The organism is Amycolatopsis orientalis DSM 43388, assembly GCF_000411975.1.
Lineage (GTDB): Bacteria > Actinomycetota > Actinomycetes > Mycobacteriales > Pseudonocardiaceae > Amycolatopsis > Amycolatopsis orientalis_D.
The window spans coordinates 22031-39889 of sequence record NZ_ASXG01000109.1 but is presented as its reverse complement, the minus strand read 5'-3'; the positions used below and the strand labels follow the sequence as shown (position 1 = coordinate 39889).

The window sequence follows — 17859 nt, the reverse complement described above, 5'->3', positions numbered from 1 at the left end:
AACACGTGGGGAGGCTGACCCGTCCGTCCACTCTGGACAGACCCGCGCCTCAAGGCAGCTTCGCCGCAACCCGCGACACGGCCGCCTCCATCGCCGGCAGCATCGACGGCGCCAGCTTCGCCACCGCAATGCCGCCGCCGACTCCCGCCCACGCCACCGGACCCAGCGGGACGCACCCGAAGAACTGGCTCACCCCCGGGGTCTGCACCACCGCGAACAACACCGCCGCCGAGCCGAGGCTCGTGGCCAGGACGAGCGGACTGTGCGCGCGACCGGTCAGCGTCTGCACCAGCTGCGCTCCCACCAGGCCGCACAACGACATCGTGCTGGTGCGTCGTGCGGTGCCGGGCGTGAAGGCGCCGGCCAGCCACGCGGTGGTCGCGCCCAAGCCGGTCACGATGCCCCGGTCGCGGATCTGCCGGGTGAGCGGCGCGCCGAGCGTGCCGGTGCCCACGGCGGTTCCGTCCCGCGCGTCGTCCGGGTCGATGCTGGGAGTGACCGCGATGGCCATCGCCGGGAACATGTCGGTCAGCAGGTTGACCAGCAGCAGCTGCCGGGTGGACAACGGCGAAGCCCCGGACAGCAGGGTGCCCAGCACGGTGAAGCCCACCTCGCCGGCATTGCCGCCGATCAGGATGCTGATGGCGTCCGCGACGCTGCGCCACAGCGCCCGGCCTTCGTCGACCGTGTCGGCTAGCACCCGCAGGTCGCCGTCGGTCAGCACGATGTCCGCCGCGTTGCGGGCGGCCGCCGACCCGCGCGCGGCCAGGGCGATTCCGGCGTCGGAGGCCCGGATCGCCGCGGCGTCGTTCGCGCCGTCGCCGACCATCGCCACGACCCGGCCCGCGGCGCGCAGGGCTTCGACCACCTGCAGCTTCTGCTCCGGAGCCACTCGCGCCACTACCCCGGCCTCGCGGAGCAGGTCCGCCCGGCCGGCCCGGTCCAGAGCGGCCAGTTCCTGCCCGGTCACCACCGCGGTGTCCTCCGGCCAGCCCAATTCGACGGCGACGGCCAAGGCGGTGCGCGGATGGTCGCCGGTCAGCACGACCGGGTTCACGCCCGCCGCGCGAAGCCCGGCCACCATCGGCGCCGCACTGGGACGAGGGCTGTCCGCCAGCGCGAGCAAGCCGACGAATTCCAGCTCCGCCAACGGTTCGTCGACGGCCTCGGCCAATCCGTCCGGACGCACCGGGCGGCGAGCCACCGCCAGGACGCGGAGTCCGTCGCCCGCCAGCGATTCCGCCCGCGCGAGGACGTCCGCCGGGGCGTCCGGGCAGCACGGGAGCACGACCTCCAGCGCTCCCTTGACCTCCAGCCAGCCGGTTTCCCCCTCCCGTCCGGCCGCGGCCGCGTAGCCGCGGCTGGCCTCGAACGGCAACCCGGCGACCTGCTGCCACTCCTGGCCGGGCGGCGCGGCCGCGAGCACCGCCGCGTCGGTCGCGTGCGCGTGCTTCTTCCGCAAACTGTCCTTTTCGGACGGACAAGCTCGCGCTCCGGTCCACAGCACTTCGGTGGCCGCGGCCGAGCGCACCGCCTGTTCCAGCGGAAGCACCTCGCCATCGGCCGTGGCGACCTTGATGACCCGCAGTTCGTTAGTCGTCAGCGTGCCGGTCTTGTCGAAGCACACGGTGTCGATCCGGCCCAGTGCCTCCAGCGTGCGCGCGGAGCGAACCAGCACGCCCCGGCGGCTGAGCCGGCGCGCGGCGGCCATCTGCGCGACCGTGGCGACCAGCGGAAGTCCTTCCGGCACCGCGGCGACCGCGACCGCGACGCCCCCGCTGACCGCTTCGCGCACCGTGCGCCCGCGCAGCAACGACAGACCGGCGACGGCGACTCCGCCGGCCAAGGTCAGCGGCAGGGCCTTGCTGGTCAGTTGCCGCAGTCTCGCCTGGACCCCGGCGGCCGGTGCGGTGCGGGACGCCAGCGCCACCGCGCGCCCGGCCTCGGTGCGGTCGCCGGTGTCCGCGACCATCGCCCGGGCCGATCCGGCGACCACGGTGGTTCCTTCGAAAACCATGCACCGGCGGTCCGCTAGGTCCGAAGCCGGCGTCGCCGCCGTTTGTTTCGGCACCGGCAGGGATTCCCCGGTCAGCACGGACTCGTCGACCTCCAGATCGTGCAGCCGCACCAGCCGCGCGTCAGCGGGCACGACGTCGCCGGCCCGGAGCTCCACCAGGTCGCCGGGCCGCAGTTCGGCGGCGTCCACCACTTCCGGCTGCGCCGCCTCCGAAGCCAGCCGGCGGGCCTGCTGGGTCTGGCTCGCCGCCAAGCCCGCCAGAGCCTGCTCCGCCCGCAGCCCCTGTACACCGCCGACGAGCGCGTTGGCCCCCATCGCGGCCAGCACGAGCAGCGCGTCGACGGTGGACCCGAGAATCGCCGACGCGGCGGCTCCGACGGCGAGGACCGGGGTCAGCGGGTCGCTCAACTCGCCCCGCATCGCACCGGCCAGCCGAAGCCCGGTCGCGACCGGCGCGGTTCCGGGCAGGTCGGCGGCCTCCGCGGCCAGGTGCCGGGCGCGTTCGGGCAGGCCAGCACGACGCGTCCGGCGGCGCCGCGGATCCGAGGCGAGCCTGCGCAGCACTTCCTCCAACGGCAGCGCGTGCCAGGCCACGCGCGGCCGCGGTGCCGGAGCCGGTTCCGCGGCCATGGCCACGGCGGCCTGCCAGCCGGCGCCCAGCGCGACGCCGGCGGCGAGGTTGACCGGGGTGAGCCGGGCCAGCGGCGACAGCAGCCGCCGCCACTGGCGCTGCCCGTCCGTGGCGACCACCAGACCGGCCAGAGCCGCAGCGGCCTCGGCACAGGTCGTGGCCCGTTCGCCCGCAGCGCGGGCACCGCGGACGGCGCGCATCAAGCGCCACACTCCCGCCAACCCGCTGATCGAGAGCAGGTCGGCCGCCCACACCGCGGCGTCACAGCCGTGCGCCACCGCGACCGTGAGATCGCCGCGCAGCAAGCCGTCCAGCACTTCTTCGCGGGCGGACGCGTCCGCGGCCTGCGGGACCCGCGCCAACGTCAGCACGACCTGGCCGTCCTTCTGGCACCCGGTGATGACGTCGGCCATCGGCTGATCGGTGACCACCTCGTCGGCCAGTGCGGCTTCCCCGCCCGGAGTGCCGCCCTCGACAACGACAATCCGCAGACCGGCTTGCCCGGCCGCGTCCAGCACGCTCTCCGCCAGCGGATCGGGAACCCGCCCGACGAGCACTGTCCCCACGTCCGCGCCATCGGCCGAGGCGATCATCAACCCGGTCTCGGCCGCGGAATCGTCGGGCGTCGGCCGCAGCCGCACGGGGCTGTCCTCGTCGTTCAGCACCTGGAGCGCCGCTTGCCACAGCCTGCCTTCCGCCCACTCGGGGTCGGTGGGATTCGCTTCCAGCACCGTGCGCTCATCGCCGCACAACGCGTTGCCGTGGACCACCAGCGTGTCGACCGCCTGCAGCAGCCGGAGCCGGTCCTCGTTCCGGACCAGCATCCCCTCGCGCGCGAGGGCGAGCCCGGCCCCGGAGGCGTAGGCAGTCCAGCCGTAGCGAGCGGGCTTGGGAGAACTGGCGAGGATCGCCGAACTGGCCTGGCGGAGGTCGCGTTTGAACAGCACGGTGCCCGCCGCGCCGATCATCCCGCCGGTCAACGCGGTTTTGGCGTAGTCGGCAACGGGATCCGGCGGGGCCGCGCGGCGCTCGGGCCGGGCCGCCGGGCAGTCGCGGTCGGGCACGCACAGCTGGTCGCAGGACCGTTCGAACGCGACCACCTGCGCCACCGCGTCGGCCAGTTGCCCAGTCCGCAACAGCACTTCGAGCGCGAGGTCGACCGGAGACTTCCCGACGCCGTGCAGCGCGGCATTCGCCGTGGCGACCGCCAATTCCGCGCCCGGCCTGCCGAGCCGGGCCCGCAAGAACTCCTGCGCGAGCGGATGTTCCCGCACCGCCGTGAGCGCGGCAGCCAGCACTTGCGGCGGACGGCGCAGCCGCAACGGCGTCGTGGCCGCCGCCATCGCCAGCCCGGCACCGCTGACCGCCAGCGCGGCGGCCTGCGTCCGGACGGCGCGGAGATCGCCGGGATGGACAGTTTCGTCCGGAGTGCCGACCGAAAGCCCGTGCTTTCGCGCCCGGGCGCTCATGGCTGCCACCAACCGATCGCTGGCCGCGCCTTCCGCCATTGTCAGAACCATCCGCGACAGCCCGGCATCCCAGTAAGCGGCGAGAACGTCAGGATGCGCCATCGCCTCGCGAACCAGTTTGCGCGCCACCCGCCCGAACCGGCTCGCGTCGGCGTCCGCTGCCGGACGCAGGCCGACGTGGAGCTTCCGCCCGTGCCGCCACACCGCGCCGGTGCCCTCTGCCCCGCTGGTCACGGCTTCGCGCAACACGCGCGCGGCGTACGTCGTGGCGCGGACGCCGGTGCCCGCCCCGGTCACCACGGCGTCGGTGCCGAGATTGACCGCTTCCGCAGCCACGCCCGCGGCCTGACCGGCCCCGCGGACGACCCGTTCCGGCACGGACAACGCCGCGCTCAATCCGGCCGCCGGAATGCGGAGCGCGCGCGACATCAAGGATGGAAGAGTTCCGGTCATTTCCTCGTCATTCTCCACCAGCGCAATCGGAGCCATTCAGCCGTTCCGAAAACGGAAAGTGGTTCTTTCGCGCTTCCTCGCTTGCTTCTCCGGTCTCAGTCCCCGGTCGCGAGATCCTTGCGCACGTCATCCAGGGACAGCCTCTCGGCGACGTAAGTGCCCGCGCCCACCACGACGGCGACCGGCCACTCGAGAACCCCGACCGCGGCCAGCGTCGCCAGCCCGCCCCACCACAACGCGCGCTTGGACGTTTCCGCCGGGAACGGCAGCTTGACGCCGGCGAGCGTCGCCTCCCGTTCTGGTTCCGCCGCGTCGCGATTCTGTTGTGGCCCAGGGGGATCCGGCTTCTTCCCCGGACCGGCATGCGTTCCGGTGCGTGGGCGCGCTGACATCCTCGCCTCCTTGTCGTGGTCCTCCTGGTACCCGGTGACAAGCGAGGCAAACACCCGGACGGGGGAAGCTGCCCGCGGGCCTGCTAACGCAGGAACCGGACCAGCGCTTCGACGAGCTGGCCCGGGTTCTCCTCGGCCAGGTGGTGCCCGGATTCGATGCGGGCGGAGATCAGTTCGCCGCTGACCCACGAGCGCCAGATGCCGACCGGGTCGCCGTAAAGGTCCTCCATGTCGTCCTTGGCGGACCAAGCGACCAGCGTCGGGCAAGCGATGACGCGGCCCGCGGCCCGGTCCGCCTCGTCGTGGGCGCGGTCGACGGTCAGCCCGGCGCGGTAGTCCTCCAGCATCGCCCGCACGGTCGCCGGATCGGTGACCGCGCGCACGAGGTCGCGATAGTTGTCTGGCCCCATGGCTTTCTCGTCCGGGCGGTACCAGGCAAGGGGATCAGCCGTGATTACGCGCTCCGCGTGAGGGGAGGCGCCGAGGAAGAACCAGTGCCACCACGCTGTCGCGAATTTCGCGCCAGCGCGTTCGAGCGCTTCGAGGATCGGCACGCTGTCCAGAACATCAAGCCGCGACACGGAGTCCGGATGATCGAGCGCAGTCCGGTAAGCGACGTAACTGCCCCGGTCGTGCCCGACGACAGCGAAGCGGCGATACCCGAGGGCGCGCATCAAAGCCACGATGTCGGCTGCCATCGCGCGATCGCAGTAGGTTTCGTGCTTTTCGTCGGGAACGGGTTTGGCCGACCGGCCGTACCCGCGCAAATCCGGGCAGACGACCGTAAACCCCGCCCCGGCAAGGGCGGGAGCTACGCGGTACCAGGTGGTGTGCGTCCGAGGATGCCCGTGCAACAACACCACCGGCGGTCCTTCTCCGCCGCTTCGCCCATGGATGGTCACGGATTCGCTGACAGGGACGTCCCATTCGGCAAAGGTGTCGAACACGCTTTAACGGTCTCACCATCGACACTCACCCGCGCGGCGGCGCTGTGCTGTTTGCCTGGCCGGAAACTGGGTAGCTGGCCGCCTGAGCGCAAGCCAATACGGCACAGCTTTCCTGACCGGACACCCCCGCGAAGCGCTCCCTCGAACTCACCGGAATTGCGACGGAGACTGCCCATAACGCCGCCGAAACGCCGCGGCGAACCGGCTGGCGCTGGAGAATCCCCACCGAGCCGCGATTTCGCTGATCGACAATTCCGGGTGCGCCTCGAGATCCGCGCGGGCATGCTGCAGCCGCACCCCCACGAGATGCTCCGTAGGCGTGCATCCGACCCACGCGCGGAAACTCTCCTGCAACCGGCGGACCGTGGTCCCGGCAACAGCCGCCATCTCGGTCGCCGTCCAGGGCCGCGCCGGGTCGGCTTGGATCGCGTCCGCCACTCGCGTGATCGCCCGCGGGCGAGGCGCCGGGACGCGGCCCGCGTCCGGGCAACCGGCCAGAAGAAACCCGGCCGCGACCGCTCCGGCCAGTTGTTCCCGGACGATCGGCTGGTCGGTGAACAGCGAGCCGTCCCGCATCTGCGACGACAAACCGGCCACCAGATGCCGCCAATCGCGGGCCGGGCCCTGTTCGAGAGGCACCTGATCCGGGAGCGCACCGGCCGCCCGGACCGTCCCGGCGCCGAGGACGCGCTCGGCCTCGCGGTCCAGCCAATCGCGGTCGAATTTGACGCCCAGCACCGTGCAGGTCGCGTCCCAGTGGGTGATCAGCGAGGGAGTGTCCGCGCGGAAGACCGTGGCCTGCCCGGGCACCGACGTCACGAGGCCGTGCCTGCCGCGGCTCGCGAGGTGGCCGGTCAGCGGCAGGTTGACCTCGTAGGCGGACGGGTAGTCGCAGGCGATCTCGACGTCGGCTCCCCATCCGACGTACCCGATCAGCACCGGGCCGAGGTCCAGCGTCCGCAGGGTCAGCCGCGGCTCGCGGCCGGCGCGCAGCGGCGTCAGCTGGTGCGGAAAGTAGGCGTCGGCCACCGACTTCGAGACTCGCTCCCAGTCCCGCGGCGCCGCACCCCGGCGTGCGGACATGGACGCATGCTAACCGATTCGCGGCGACGCGCCGGATTCGTCGCGCGATCCGTGCCGGATCCGCGTTTTCGGTGTCGTGGGCCCGGCCCGCGCGGACCTACCTTCTGCCCAACCCGCACGAAGGAGGCCGCGTCAATGACGACGAAAAGCACCACCGCCCCGGACCTGTCGTGGATCGGCGAGATCACCATGGCCCAGCTGGAGCGGAATCCGTACGAGCCCTACGAACGGCTGCGCCGCGAGGCCCCGCTGGCGTACGTGCCGGTGCTCGGGTCGCACGTCGCGACGACCGCGGAGATCTGCCGCGAAATCGCCACCAGCCCGGACTTCGAGGCCGTCATCACCCCGGCCGGCGGCCGCACCTTCGGCCATCCGGCGATCATCGGCGTCAACGGCGACATCCACGCCGACCTGCGCTCGATGGTCGAACCCGCGCTGCAGCCCGTCGAGGTCGACCGGTGGATCGACGACCTCGTCCGCCCGATCGCCCGCGGCTACCTGGAGAAGTTCGAGAACGACGGCCGCGCCGAACTCGTCTCGCAGTACTGCGAACCGGTCAGCGTCCGCTCCCTCGGCGACCTGCTCGGGCTGCAGAGCGTCAGCTCGGACAAACTCCGCGAATGGTTCGCGAAACTGAGCCGGTCCTTCACCAACGCCGCGATGACCGAGGACGGCGAGTTCGCCAACCCGGAGGGTTTCGTCCAGGGCGACGAGGCGAAGGCCGAAATCCAGGCGACGGTCGACCCGCTGATCGACAAGTGGATCGCCGAACCCGCCGACACCGCCATCTCGCACTGGCTGCACGACGGGATGCCGCCCGGGAAGACCCGCGACCGCGAGTACATCTACCCGACGATCTACGTGTACCTGCTCGGCGCGATGCAGGAACCGGGCCACGGCATGGCCTCGACGCTGGCCGGGCTGTTCAGCGAACCCGACCAGCTCGAGCAGGTCGTGGACGACCCGGCGCTGATCCCGCGCGCGATCTCCGAGGGGATGCGCTGGACGTCGCCGATCTGGTCGGCCACCGCGCGGATCTCCACCAAGCCGGTGACCGTCGCCGGGGTCGACCTGCCCGCGGGCACCCCGGTGATCCTGTCCTACGGCTCGGCCAACCACGACACCGGCGTCTACGAGGCCCCGACCCGCTACGACCTGCACCGGCCGCCGCTGCCGCACCTGGCTTTCGGCGCCGGGAACCACGCGTGCGCCGGGATCTACTTCGCCAACCACGTCATGCGGATCGCGCTGGAGGAACTGTTCGAGTCGATCCCGAACCTGGAACGCGACACCTCCTCGGACGTCGAGTTCTGGGGCTGGGGCTTCCGCGGCCCGACGTCGCTGCACGTCACCTGGGAGGCTTGACATGGCCTTCACCGCGACCGTCGGCGACCGGGAGGTGCCGTGCGCGCCCGACCAGCCGATGCTCGACGCCTTCCTGCGCGCCGGCGTCTGGATGCCGAACTCCTGCAACCAGGGCACCTGCGGCACCTGCAAACTGCGGGTGGTCGAGGGTGCCGTCGACCACCGCGACTCCCCGGCCGACACCCTGACCGAGGACGAGCGGGCCGCGGGCCTGGCACTCGCCTGCCAGGCCCGGCTCCGGTCGAACGTCGTCGTCGAAACCGCGGGCGGCGCGGGCCGGGCTACGCATCCGTTGCGCGACCTCACCGCGACCGTCCGCGAGATCCAGGACATCGCGCGCGACACCCGGCGGCTGCGGCTCGGCCTGCCCGAACCGCTGGCGTTCAACGCCGGCCAGTACGTCGAACTCACCGTGCCTGGCACGGCGGTGCGCCGCCAGTACTCGCTGGTCAACACCGCCGAGGAAGACAAAGTCCTGGAACTGCACGTCCGCCTGGTCCCCGGCGGAGCGGCGACTGAGCAGTGGATCTTCGCGGACCTCGCCGTCGGCGAGCAGGTCCAGGTCACCGGCCCGCTCGGCGACTTCTTCCTGCCGCCCGCGGAGGAGGACGACGGCGGCCCGATGGCGCTCATCGGCGGCGGCACCGGCCTCGCGCCGCTGATCGGCCTCGCCCGCACCGCACTCGCCCGGGACCCGGCCCGGAAAGTGCTGCTGTACCACGGAGTTCGCGGTGCGGCCGACCTCTACGACCTCGACCTGATGGCCGAACTCTCCGACAGCCACCCGGGATTCTCGTTCGTCCCGGTGCTGTCCCACGAGCCGGAGAACCGCACGCACCGCACCGGATTCCCGACCGACCTGTTCCTCGAAGACGTCCCCAGCGCCCGCGGCTGGTCGGGCTGGCTCTGCGGTCCGCCGCCGATGGTCGACGCCGGGGTGAAAGCGTTCAAACGCCGCCGCATGGCGCCGCGGATGATCCACCGGGAGAACTTCACCCCGGCCACGACGTGACCGGAGAGATTCCCGGATCGCGGCAACGGGTCACGGCCGGTTCGGCTCGTCCTCGGCGCAGCTGATCAGCAGCTGCGCCGTGTGCGCGATGTGGTCCCGAAGCCGTTCCGCCGCCAAATCCGCGTCCCGCGCCAACGCCGCTTCGAGGATCGCCTTGTGCTCGGCGGGGAGGTCCCGGTCGGTTTCCTGTCCGAAAGAGACCGACCACTGCCGGTAGAGCTCGGCCTCCTCGCGCAGGCCGCGCGCCGTGGCGACCAGCCTGCGGTTGCTGCAGCCGTCGAAGAGGGCCAGGTGGAAATCCGCGTGCGCGGCGACCCAAGCGTCGGACGGACGGTCCGGGTCGGCGGGGTCGGTGAACGGGGTGCGTTCGAGCAGGTGGTGCGCCGCCACCGCGCGCGCCTCCCACTGCACGTCGCCTTCGACGACCGACAGCCGCAGCACCAGCGATTCGATCTCGAGGCGCGCCTTCGTCAGGTCCGCGAGATCCTCGTGCGACAGCGGCGTGACCGTATAGCCGAGATGCGGCCGGGTCTTCACCAGCCCCTCCGCAGTCAACCGGGTGAGCGCCTCGCGGGCCGCACCGACGCTCGTCTCGTACCGCTCGCACAGTTCGGGGAATTTGAGGCGCTGCCCCGGAACCATCCGGCCGCCGAGGATGTCCGCCCGGAGCCGCTGGTAGACACCCTCGGCGCGCGTCGTTTCCCCTGCCATGCCATCCACTGTAGCGGATACGAATCAAGAAGCAACTTTCGAAAGTTTATTGCGTCATCGAATATGGGCGAGTACAACTGGAGGGCATCGAAGCCGGACGCGAAGGAGCCCCCGCATGAAAGTCGCCACTGTGGACGGACGACTGGCCCTGGTCACCGCACCGGGCAAGGCCGTGGACGCGGCCGAGGCCAGCGGCGGGCGGTTCGGCCCGGGCGTCCAGCCTGCCTACGAGCGCTGGGCGGAGCTGACCGAATTCGCCGCGACGATCGGCGAGGGGCACGCGCTCGAACGGCTGGTGCGCGACGACCAGCTGGGCAATCCGGTCCCGGCGCCGCGCCAGGTGTTCGCGATCGGCCTGAACTATGCCGACCACGCGGCCGAATCGTCCTTCGCCGTGCCCGAAACGCCGCCTGTGTTCACCAAATTCCCGACCTGTCTCACCGGCCCGTACGACGAGGTCGTCCTCCCGGACGGCGGGAACGTCGACTGGGAGGTCGAACTCGTCGCCGTTGTCGGCAAGCGCGCCGAACGCGTCGCCGAGGACCACGCCTGGGACCACGTCGCCGGGCTGACCGTCGGGCAGGACCTCTCCGAACGGCGGCTGCAGCTGGCCGGTCCGGCCCCGCAGTTCAGCCTCGCGAAGTCCTACCCCGGCTTCGGCCCGCTCGGCCCGGTGGTCGTGTCGCCGGACGAACTGCCGGATCGCGACGACCTCGAACTCGGCGCGCTCGTCAACGGCGAGCAGGTGCAGAAAGGCCGCACCGCGCAGATGGTGTTCTCGGTGCCGGCGCTGATCGCCCGGCTGTCCGCGGTGACCCCGTTGCTGCCCGGGGACGTCATCTTCACCGGCACCCCGTCCGGCGTCGGCATGGGCCGCACGCCGCAGCGGTATCTCCAGGCGGGCGACGAACTCGTCAGCTACGTCCACGGCATCGGCGAGCTGCGGCAGCGGATGGTCGCCGCCGCTTAGCAGAAAGGGCTGGACAATGGCATTGCACCGATTGAACTCGCTCGTCGTCGGCGTGCCCGACGTCGCCGCGACCGCCCGCTACTACCGGGACTTCGGGCTCGCCGAGGACGCCGACGGCTGGTTCCGCACCCGCGACGGCGGTCGTCAGCTGAAGATCGTCCGCTCCCCGCGCCGGCAGCTGAGGGAATTGAGCATCGGCGCGGACGACCCGGACGACCTCGCCCGCATCCGCCGCCGGCTGTCCTCTTTGGACATCGCCGCGGACGTCGTCGGCGACACGCTGTTCACTCGCGAACCGGTCGCCGGATTCCAGGTCGTCGTGCGGATCGCCGCACGGCTCCGCCAGGATCCCGAACCGCCCACGCCGTACAACGGGCCCGGGCGGCTGGAGCGCACGAGCGTGCGGGCGCCCGGCGTGCTGCGCACCGGACCGGTGCGTCCGCGCAAACTCGGCCACGTCGTCGTCGGCTCCCCCGACCACGAGCGCACGATCCAGTTCTTCACCGCCGGGCTGGGCTTCAAGACCAGCGACGCGATCAAGGGACACGGCGCGTTCCTGCGCTGCTCGACCGACCATCACAACGTGCTCGCGCTCGCCGCGCCGGTCGCCTTCCTGCACCACACGTCGTGGCAGGTCGAGGACGTCGACGAGGTCGGCCGCGGGGCGACCGCGATGCTCGAGGACCATCCGGAACGGCACGTGTGGGGCCTCGGACGGCACCACGCCGGGTCGAATTTCTTCTGGTACCTCAAGGACCCCGCGGGCAACTTCTCCGAGTACTACTCCGACATGGACAGCATCCTCGACGACCAGATGTGGACCCCGGAGACGCTGGAGGGCGCCAAAGGGCTGTTCAGCTGGGGCCCGCCGCCCCCGCCGTCGTTCCTGCGCCCCGACGATCTCGCCGCGCTGATGACCGGCGCACACCAGGCCGGCTGACCCGGCCGTCCCCTTTCTTTCCCGCTGACTGGGCGCGGCCCAGGAGGTCGATCCGTCATGCCTTCTTTCGAAACCGATGTCCTGGTGGTCGGAGCCGGTCCCGCCGGCCTTACCGCGTCCGCCCTGCTCGCCGCGCAGGGCGTGCGTGCCGTCACGATCGCCAAATACCCGGGCACCGCGCACTCGCCGCGGGCGCACATCACCAATCAGCGCACCATGGAAGTCTTCCGCGACCTCGGCCTCGAGGACGCGGTGCGGCGAGTCGCGGTGCCCAACGAGCTGATGGGCGACAACGTCTGGGCGACCAGCTTCGCCGGACAGGAACTGGCCCGGCTCAAAACGTGGGGCACCGGCCTCGCGCGGCACGCCGACTACGCCGCTGCCAGCCCGAGCGCGATGTGCAATATCCCGCAGCACATTCTCGAACCGGTCCTGCGCGACGGGGCCGAGCGGCGCGGCGCCGAACTCCGGTTCTCGACCGAGCTGGTGCGGATCTCGCAAACGCCGGACGCCGTCCACGCGGTGGTCGTCGACCGGGAAACCGGCGCCGAGCAAGAAATCGTCGCGCGGTACGCGATCGGCGCCGACGGCGGCCGCAGCACCGTGGCCGACCAGCTCGGCTTCGAGCTCGACGGCGAGTCCGGGCTCGGCCGCGCCGCGAATGTGTGGCTGGAGGCCGACCTCACCCGCTACACGGCGCACCGCCCGGGAACCTTGTACTGGATGTGCCAGCCAGGCAACGACTACTGGGTCGGCTCAGGCACGTTCATCTGCGTCAAACCGTGGACCGAGTGGGTCATGCTCTTCATGTACGACCCGGCCGAAGGCGAGCCCGACCTCTCCCCCGGCGCCGTCCGGGAGCGAGCCTCGACCATCATCGGCGACCCGGACGTCGAGGTCCGGATCAAGGCCGTCAGCGAATGGCAGATCAACCATCTGATCGCCCGTTCCTACCGCCGCGGCCGGGTTTTTCTCGCCGGGGACGCCGCGCACCGGCACCCGCCCGCGAACGGGCTCGGCACAAACACTTCGGTGCAGGACGCGTTCAACCTGGCGTGGAAGCTCGCGTGCGTGGTCCGCGGCGAGGCCGGGGAAGCGTTGCTGGACACCTACGACGCGGAACGGCAGCCGGTCGGCAAGCAGGTAGTCGACCGCGCGATGCGCAGCGTCGAGGACATGCGGCCGATTTCGCGGGCGTTCGGCTTCCGTCCCGGCCAGAGCGCAGAGGAGGGCTGGCGCAGTCTCTCCGGTCTCGCCGCGGACACCCCGGAAGGCAGGGCCCGCCGGGCCGAGCTGCGCGAAGCGATCGAACTGCAGCACTACCAGTTCAACGCGCACGGCGTGGAACTCGGGCAGCGCTATGCCTCGGCGGCGGTGGCCTCCGACGGCACGCCCTGGCCGGTCCCGGTCCGCGATCCGGAGCTGTACTACCAGGCCACCAGCCATCCCGGAGCCCGCTTGCCGCACGCGTGGCTCGAACACGCCGGAACCCCGGTGTCCACTGTGGACATCACCGGCCACGGCCGGTTCACGGTGCTGACCGGCATCGGCGGACAGGACTGGCTGGACGCGGCGGGCAAGCTCGCCACCGAATTCGGCATCGAACTCGCCGCCCGGCAGATCGGCCTCGGCTGCGAGTACGCGGACCCGCTCGGCGACTGGGAACGCGTGCGCGAGATCAGCGAACGCGGCTGCCTGCTCGTCCGCCCGGACCACCACGTCGCCTGGCGCAGCGCCGGCCTGGCCGCCGACCCCGCCGGGACGCTGCGCGCCGTCCTCCGCCAGGTGCTGGCCCGATAACCTCGAAGGGAATTGCCATGGTGCACAACGACGTCACCGTCGACCGCAAGGCGATCGCCGAAACGTATTTCAAGCGAATGGACGCCGGCGAGGATTTCCTCGGCCTTTTCGCCGACAACGCCTACGTCTGCTTCCCGAAGCACGAGCCCGCACGCGGCATCGCGGAAATCAAGCAGTTGTTCGCGGACGTGTTCGTGCTGTTCTCCTCGATAGTGCACGAGGTGCCTTATTTCAACTATGTCCAGCAGGGCGATTACGTCGTCGTCGAAGGCATCACCCACGGCGTGCTCGCCGACGGCACCCGGTGGCGGGCGACCGAGGGACTAGGCGGCCGTTTCTGCAATGTGTTCGAGGTCCGCGACGGCCGGATCCAGCGGCTGCACATCTATCTCGACCCGGATTACGGCGACGCGGACGCCGGGCGGTACCCCTGGCTGCGCTAGAGGTCGATGACCACCTTCCCGTGCACGTGCCGTCCTTTCTGGAGCTCCACCGCGGCCTGGATGTCCTCGACCGGAAAACTCCGCGCGATCGGCACCCGGAGCCGTCCCTCCGCCACCAGACCGGCGATCTTCTCGAGCGTGCCCGGGGCGGCGTTGGCCCCGTTCGCCGGCGTGATCCCGTCGACCTGAGCGGCGATCGCGGTGATGCGTTCGTCCGGCACGCCGAGTTCGCGGGCCGCCTGCACGGTGTCGGTCCCGTGCAGGTCCATGGCCGCGGCGACCCCGCCGGGGGCCAGCGCGCGGACCCGGTCGGCCAGGCCGTCGCCGTAAGCGACCGGTTCGGCTCCCAGCGCGCGCAGAGCTTCGGCTGAGGACTCCGACCCGGTCCCGATCACGCGTGCGCCCGCGAGCCGCGCGAGCTGGACCGCGAACACGCCGACCCCGCCGCCCGCGGCACCGATCAGCACTGTGTCGTCCGGGCCCGGATCGACCACGGCCAAAGCCGCGGCCGCGGTGCAGCCCGCGATGGAGAGCGCGCTCGCGGTGCGGTCGTCGAGGCCGTCCGGGGTCCGGTGCGCCTCGCCGCCCACCGCGATCGTCCCGGCCACGTCCACCACGACGTGATCGGCGACCGCACGCGACAGCGCGCCGCCGAACACCCGGTCGCCGACCGCGAACTCGCGGACGCCGTCGCCGAGCTGGTCCACGACTCCCGCGTAGTCGGTGCCGAACCCGCACGGCAGGCTCAGCCCGAACCGCGCGGCCGTCTCCGCGTCCGAGGTCATGAACCAGTCCATCGGGTTCAGCCCGGCCGCGGTCACCCGTACCCGAATCTGCCCCGGACCGGCCTGCGGCACGGGCACTTCGCGGACACGCAAGGCCTCCGGCCCGCCGAACGACTCGAACTGGACCGCCCGGCTCGCTTCTTTCCCGCTCACCTGTCTCCTTGGGGTCGAGTAAACGGACTATGCTCCGTTTAACCTCTCTCGAATCTAGCACAAGTGGAGCGTGATCCGTTTTGGCCGCCGCGAAGACTCCCCGAGCGGACGCGACCCGCAACCGCCAGCAGCTGCTGGACGTGGCGACCCGGCTGTTCGCCTCGGCCGGAACCGAGCCGTCGATGCGTGCCATCGCCGCCGAGGCCGGAGTCGGCATCGCCACCCTGTACCGGCACTTCCCCACCCGCGAATCCCTGGTCGACGCGGTCTACCAGGACCAGGTCTCGCGGCTCACGAGCGGCGCCCGCGACCTGCTCGCCGAGCTCGGCCCAGCCGCGGCGCTGCGCCGGTGGATGGACCTGTTCGGCGACTGGATCGCGACCAAGAACGGGATGCTGGACACGCTCCTCGCGATGGTCGAATCCGGCGAGATCGCCCACGCCCGCACCCGGACCGAACTGCTCGCGGCGATCGACGGCCTCCTCGAAGCCGGCCGCACGAGCGGGGAACTCCGCGCCGACGTCCCCGCCGAAGACATCGCCGCCGCCCTCATCGGCATCTTCACCGTGGCCGGCACCGCCGAACGCCAAGCCATGGCGGCCCGCCTGCTGGACCTGCTGATGGACGGGCTCCGGCACACCGCTCGCGGGCACGCCGAAGCGGCGGAGTGAGCAGCCGCCAGAACCCCTTTCGCTGACGGGCACAGGAAGATCGGGGCGCGCGGTCGCCCCGGGAGGCCGACTAGACCGCGACCACCGCACATCCCGAACCCAAAGCCCTTGACCTGGCCTTCCGCCCGCGGAAGCTCCTCACGGCACCATCTGGCACTGAGAGCTGGCTCACAACTGGCCCTGTCCGGACGCCGCCCGCACCTTCTACCGTCTTTCTGGTATACCAAATCATCGCGAGGGCACTGCCGCCCGAGCCGGGAAGACCGGTCCGGCCTCCGTCGCCCCTGCGGTGCCGCTCCCGGCTTCAGGAGGTCGCATGCTCGGAAGTCGCTGGTCTCTCTTGCTCGCACTCGGCCTTCCCGGCTCGGCGATTTTCGTCGGGGTGCCGCTCTGCAGTCAGAGCACGGCCACCGTATTCGGCATACCACTGGTGTTCGCCTGGCTGTTCGCCTGGCTCCCGCTGACCACGCTGTGCCTGTGGGCGTCGTGGCGCTTCTTCGACCGGGCGCAGTACCGGCGAGTGGAAGGCGGGGACGAATGATCGCGGCCGTATTCGGCGTCGTCATCGCGTTGTCGATCGGGGTGGCACTGGCCGCCCGCCGGGGCGGGACGGGCAAGGGCGCGGTCGCCACGCTGGTCGCCGGCCGGTCCTTGCCGAGCCGGCTGATCTTCTTCCTCGCCGTGGGCGAGATCTACAGCATCGGCACCATGCTCGGCTTCCCCGGCGGCATCTACGCCAAGGGCGCCTCCTACGGGATCTGGTTCCTCGGCTACATCCTGGCCGGATACGTCCTCGGCTATTTCCTGGCGCCGCTGGTGTGGCGCGCGGGCAAGGCGTACGACGCGGTCACCGTCGCCGACGTGATGTACGGCCACTACCGCAACCGGCTGCTGGAACGGCTCACCGCGGTCTCGTTCGTCCTGGCGCTCGTGCCGTGGGCGATCTTCCAGTTCATCGGCCTGCAGACCGTCCTTTCCGGACTGGGCATCCCGGTCACCCGGCTGGAGGCGATCGTCGGGGCCGGAGCGATCGCCTTCGTCTACGTCGCCGCGTCGGGCATGCGTTCGACCGCCTTCGTCGCGATCGTCAAGGACGTTTTCATGCTGCTGGGCATCATGCTCGCCGGCATCGCGGCGGTGATCGCGGCGAAGGGCGTTCCGGGCGTCTTCGCCGTCGTCGAAACGACGCCGCGACTGGCCACCGTCGGCGGCGCGGGCCTGGTCTTCGCGATGACCACGATCTTCCTGCAGTCCTTGCAGTTCTACCTCACGCTGCCCGCGCAGTTCCTGTTCTCCGCGCGGTCCGAGGCCGGGGTCAACAAGTCGGTGATCTGGATGCCGCTGTACATGCTGATGTACCCGCTGCTGGTGTTCGCCGCCTACTACGGGATGCGCACGAAACCCAGCCTGCACAACGCCGATTCGGTCTTCCTCGAGGTGACCCGCGAACTCGCGCCGGACTGGATCGTGGGCCTCGTCGCGGCCGGAGCCGGACTGGCCGGGGTGCTGGTGCTGGCGGGCAACGCGCTGATGTTCAGCGGCGTGCTGACCCGCAACATCCTCCCGAAACGCGCGCAGCCGGCCGCGCAGCGCAGGCTCAAGCCGATCATGGCGGCGTTCCTGGTCGGCACCGCGGCACTGACCACGTTCGCGTCCTCGATCATGCTCACCTTCCTCAACCTCGCCCTGTCGCTGACCGCGCAGCTGGTGCCGGCCTGGTTCGGCGTGCTCTTCTTCCGGAAGCTGCGGGCGGTCCCGCTCGCCGCCGGACTGATCGCGGGCTGCGCCACCGTGGCGTTCCTGTACTTCAGCCACGCTCCGGTCGGCGGAGTGGTCAACAGCGGGCTTATCGCGGCCGCGGTGAACGCTGCTGTCGCGGCGGGCTTGTCCGCGCTGTACGCGGGCAAGCCGGTCGACCACGAGATCCCGATCGTCCGCCGAGCGCGCGAAATCCTTTCACCGGCCCGGAAAACCACCCAGGCGGCGCGTGTCGCGGCGACTGGCGAAAGGTGAGGCG

General features: G+C 71.2%; 15 protein-coding genes. 9 read left to right on the top strand and 6 right to left on the bottom strand.

Features of this window, described 5'->3' with window-relative positions:
- Positions 1–49: 49 nt before the first annotated feature.
- From L942_RS21135 to L942_RS21120, 4 genes are all read right to left on the bottom strand, one after another.
- Positions 50–4606, bottom strand: a complete 4557-nt coding sequence (locus L942_RS21135; protein ID WP_235079284.1) for a cation-translocating P-type ATPase — start codon at positions 4604–4606, stop codon at positions 50–52.
- Positions 4607–4665: 59 nt separating this feature from the next.
- Positions 4666–4962 (bottom strand): hypothetical protein, encoded by a 297-nt coding sequence (locus L942_RS21130; RefSeq protein ID WP_037363068.1) that lies wholly within the window; start codon positions 4960–4962, stop codon positions 4666–4668.
- Positions 4963–5045: 83 nt separating this feature from the next.
- A complete protein-coding gene (locus L942_RS21125) occupies positions 5046–5825 on the bottom strand; it encodes an alpha/beta fold hydrolase (RefSeq protein ID WP_440201331.1) in 780 nt (259 codons plus the stop codon).
- Between the two features lie 231 nt (positions 5826–6056).
- Positions 6057–6992: an AraC family transcriptional regulator gene (locus L942_RS21120; RefSeq protein ID WP_037363063.1), complete on the bottom strand. Its 936-nt coding sequence runs from the start codon at positions 6990–6992 to the stop codon at positions 6057–6059.
- Between the two features lie 135 nt (positions 6993–7127).
- Between L942_RS21120 and L942_RS21115 the strand changes: the two genes are divergently transcribed.
- Both L942_RS21115 and L942_RS21110 read left to right on the top strand, forming a co-directional pair.
- Positions 7128–8357 (top strand): cytochrome P450, encoded by a 1230-nt coding sequence (locus tag L942_RS21115; RefSeq protein WP_037363061.1) that lies wholly within the window; start codon positions 7128–7130, stop codon positions 8355–8357.
- Between the two features lies 1 nt (position 8358).
- Positions 8359–9369 carry a 2Fe-2S iron-sulfur cluster-binding protein gene (locus tag L942_RS21110; protein ID WP_037363060.1) on the top strand — a complete coding sequence of 337 codons (1011 nt, stop codon included), beginning with the start codon at positions 8359–8361 and terminating at the stop codon, positions 9367–9369.
- A 30-nt stretch (positions 9370–9399) separates the two neighbouring features.
- On the opposite strand, the gene L942_RS21105 is transcribed toward L942_RS21110, so the two are convergent.
- The gene (locus tag L942_RS21105) at positions 9400–10080 is read right to left on the bottom strand and encodes a GntR family transcriptional regulator (protein WP_037363059.1); all 681 of its coding nucleotides are present in this window, start codon (positions 10078–10080) and stop codon (positions 9400–9402) included.
- 115 nt (positions 10081–10195) lie between these two features.
- Between L942_RS21105 and L942_RS21100 the strand changes: the two genes are divergently transcribed.
- Genes L942_RS21100 through L942_RS21085 form a run of 4 tightly spaced genes read left to right on the top strand, consistent with a single transcriptional unit; the run spans position 10196 to position 14233 of the window.
- Positions 10196–11050: a fumarylacetoacetate hydrolase family protein gene (locus L942_RS21100; protein ID WP_037363056.1), complete on the top strand. Its 855-nt coding sequence runs from the start codon at positions 10196–10198 to the stop codon at positions 11048–11050.
- Positions 11051–11066: 16 nt separating this feature from the next.
- Positions 11067–11990 carry a VOC family protein gene (locus L942_RS21095; protein WP_037363055.1) on the top strand — a complete coding sequence of 308 codons (924 nt, stop codon included), beginning with the start codon at positions 11067–11069 and terminating at the stop codon, positions 11988–11990.
- Positions 11991–12047: 57 nt separating this feature from the next.
- The gene (locus L942_RS21090) at positions 12048–13790 is read left to right on the top strand and encodes an FAD-dependent monooxygenase (RefSeq protein WP_037363050.1); all 1743 of its coding nucleotides are present in this window, start codon (positions 12048–12050) and stop codon (positions 13788–13790) included.
- A 17-nt stretch (positions 13791–13807) separates the two neighbouring features.
- A complete protein-coding gene (locus L942_RS21085; RefSeq protein WP_037363048.1) occupies positions 13808–14233 on the top strand; it encodes a nuclear transport factor 2 family protein in 426 nt (141 codons plus the stop codon).
- Here L942_RS21085 and L942_RS21080 read toward each other — a convergent pair.
- Positions 14230–15171 (bottom strand): NADP-dependent oxidoreductase, encoded by a 942-nt coding sequence (locus tag L942_RS21080; protein WP_037363047.1) that lies wholly within the window; start codon positions 15169–15171, stop codon positions 14230–14232. The two genes, L942_RS21085 and L942_RS21080, sit on opposite strands and share 4 nt — an antisense overlap.
- An 80-nt stretch (positions 15172–15251) precedes the next feature.
- Here L942_RS21080 and L942_RS21075 point away from each other — a divergent pair, with 80 nt between their 5' ends.
- The 3 genes from L942_RS21075 (at position 15252) to L942_RS21065 (ending at position 17855) form a co-directional block, all read left to right on the top strand.
- Entirely contained in the window at positions 15252–15842 is a 591-nt protein-coding gene (locus tag L942_RS21075; protein WP_037363044.1) for a TetR/AcrR family transcriptional regulator, read from the top strand.
- 316 nt (positions 15843–16158) lie between these two features.
- Positions 16159–16383, top strand: a complete 225-nt coding sequence (locus L942_RS21070; RefSeq protein WP_037363041.1) for a DUF3311 domain-containing protein — start codon at positions 16159–16161, stop codon at positions 16381–16383.
- Positions 16380–17855: a sodium:solute symporter family protein gene (locus L942_RS21065; RefSeq protein WP_037363038.1), complete on the top strand. Its 1476-nt coding sequence runs from the start codon at positions 16380–16382 to the stop codon at positions 17853–17855. Before L942_RS21070 ends, L942_RS21065 begins: the two co-directional genes overlap by 4 nt.
- Positions 17856–17859 lie beyond the last annotated feature (4 nt).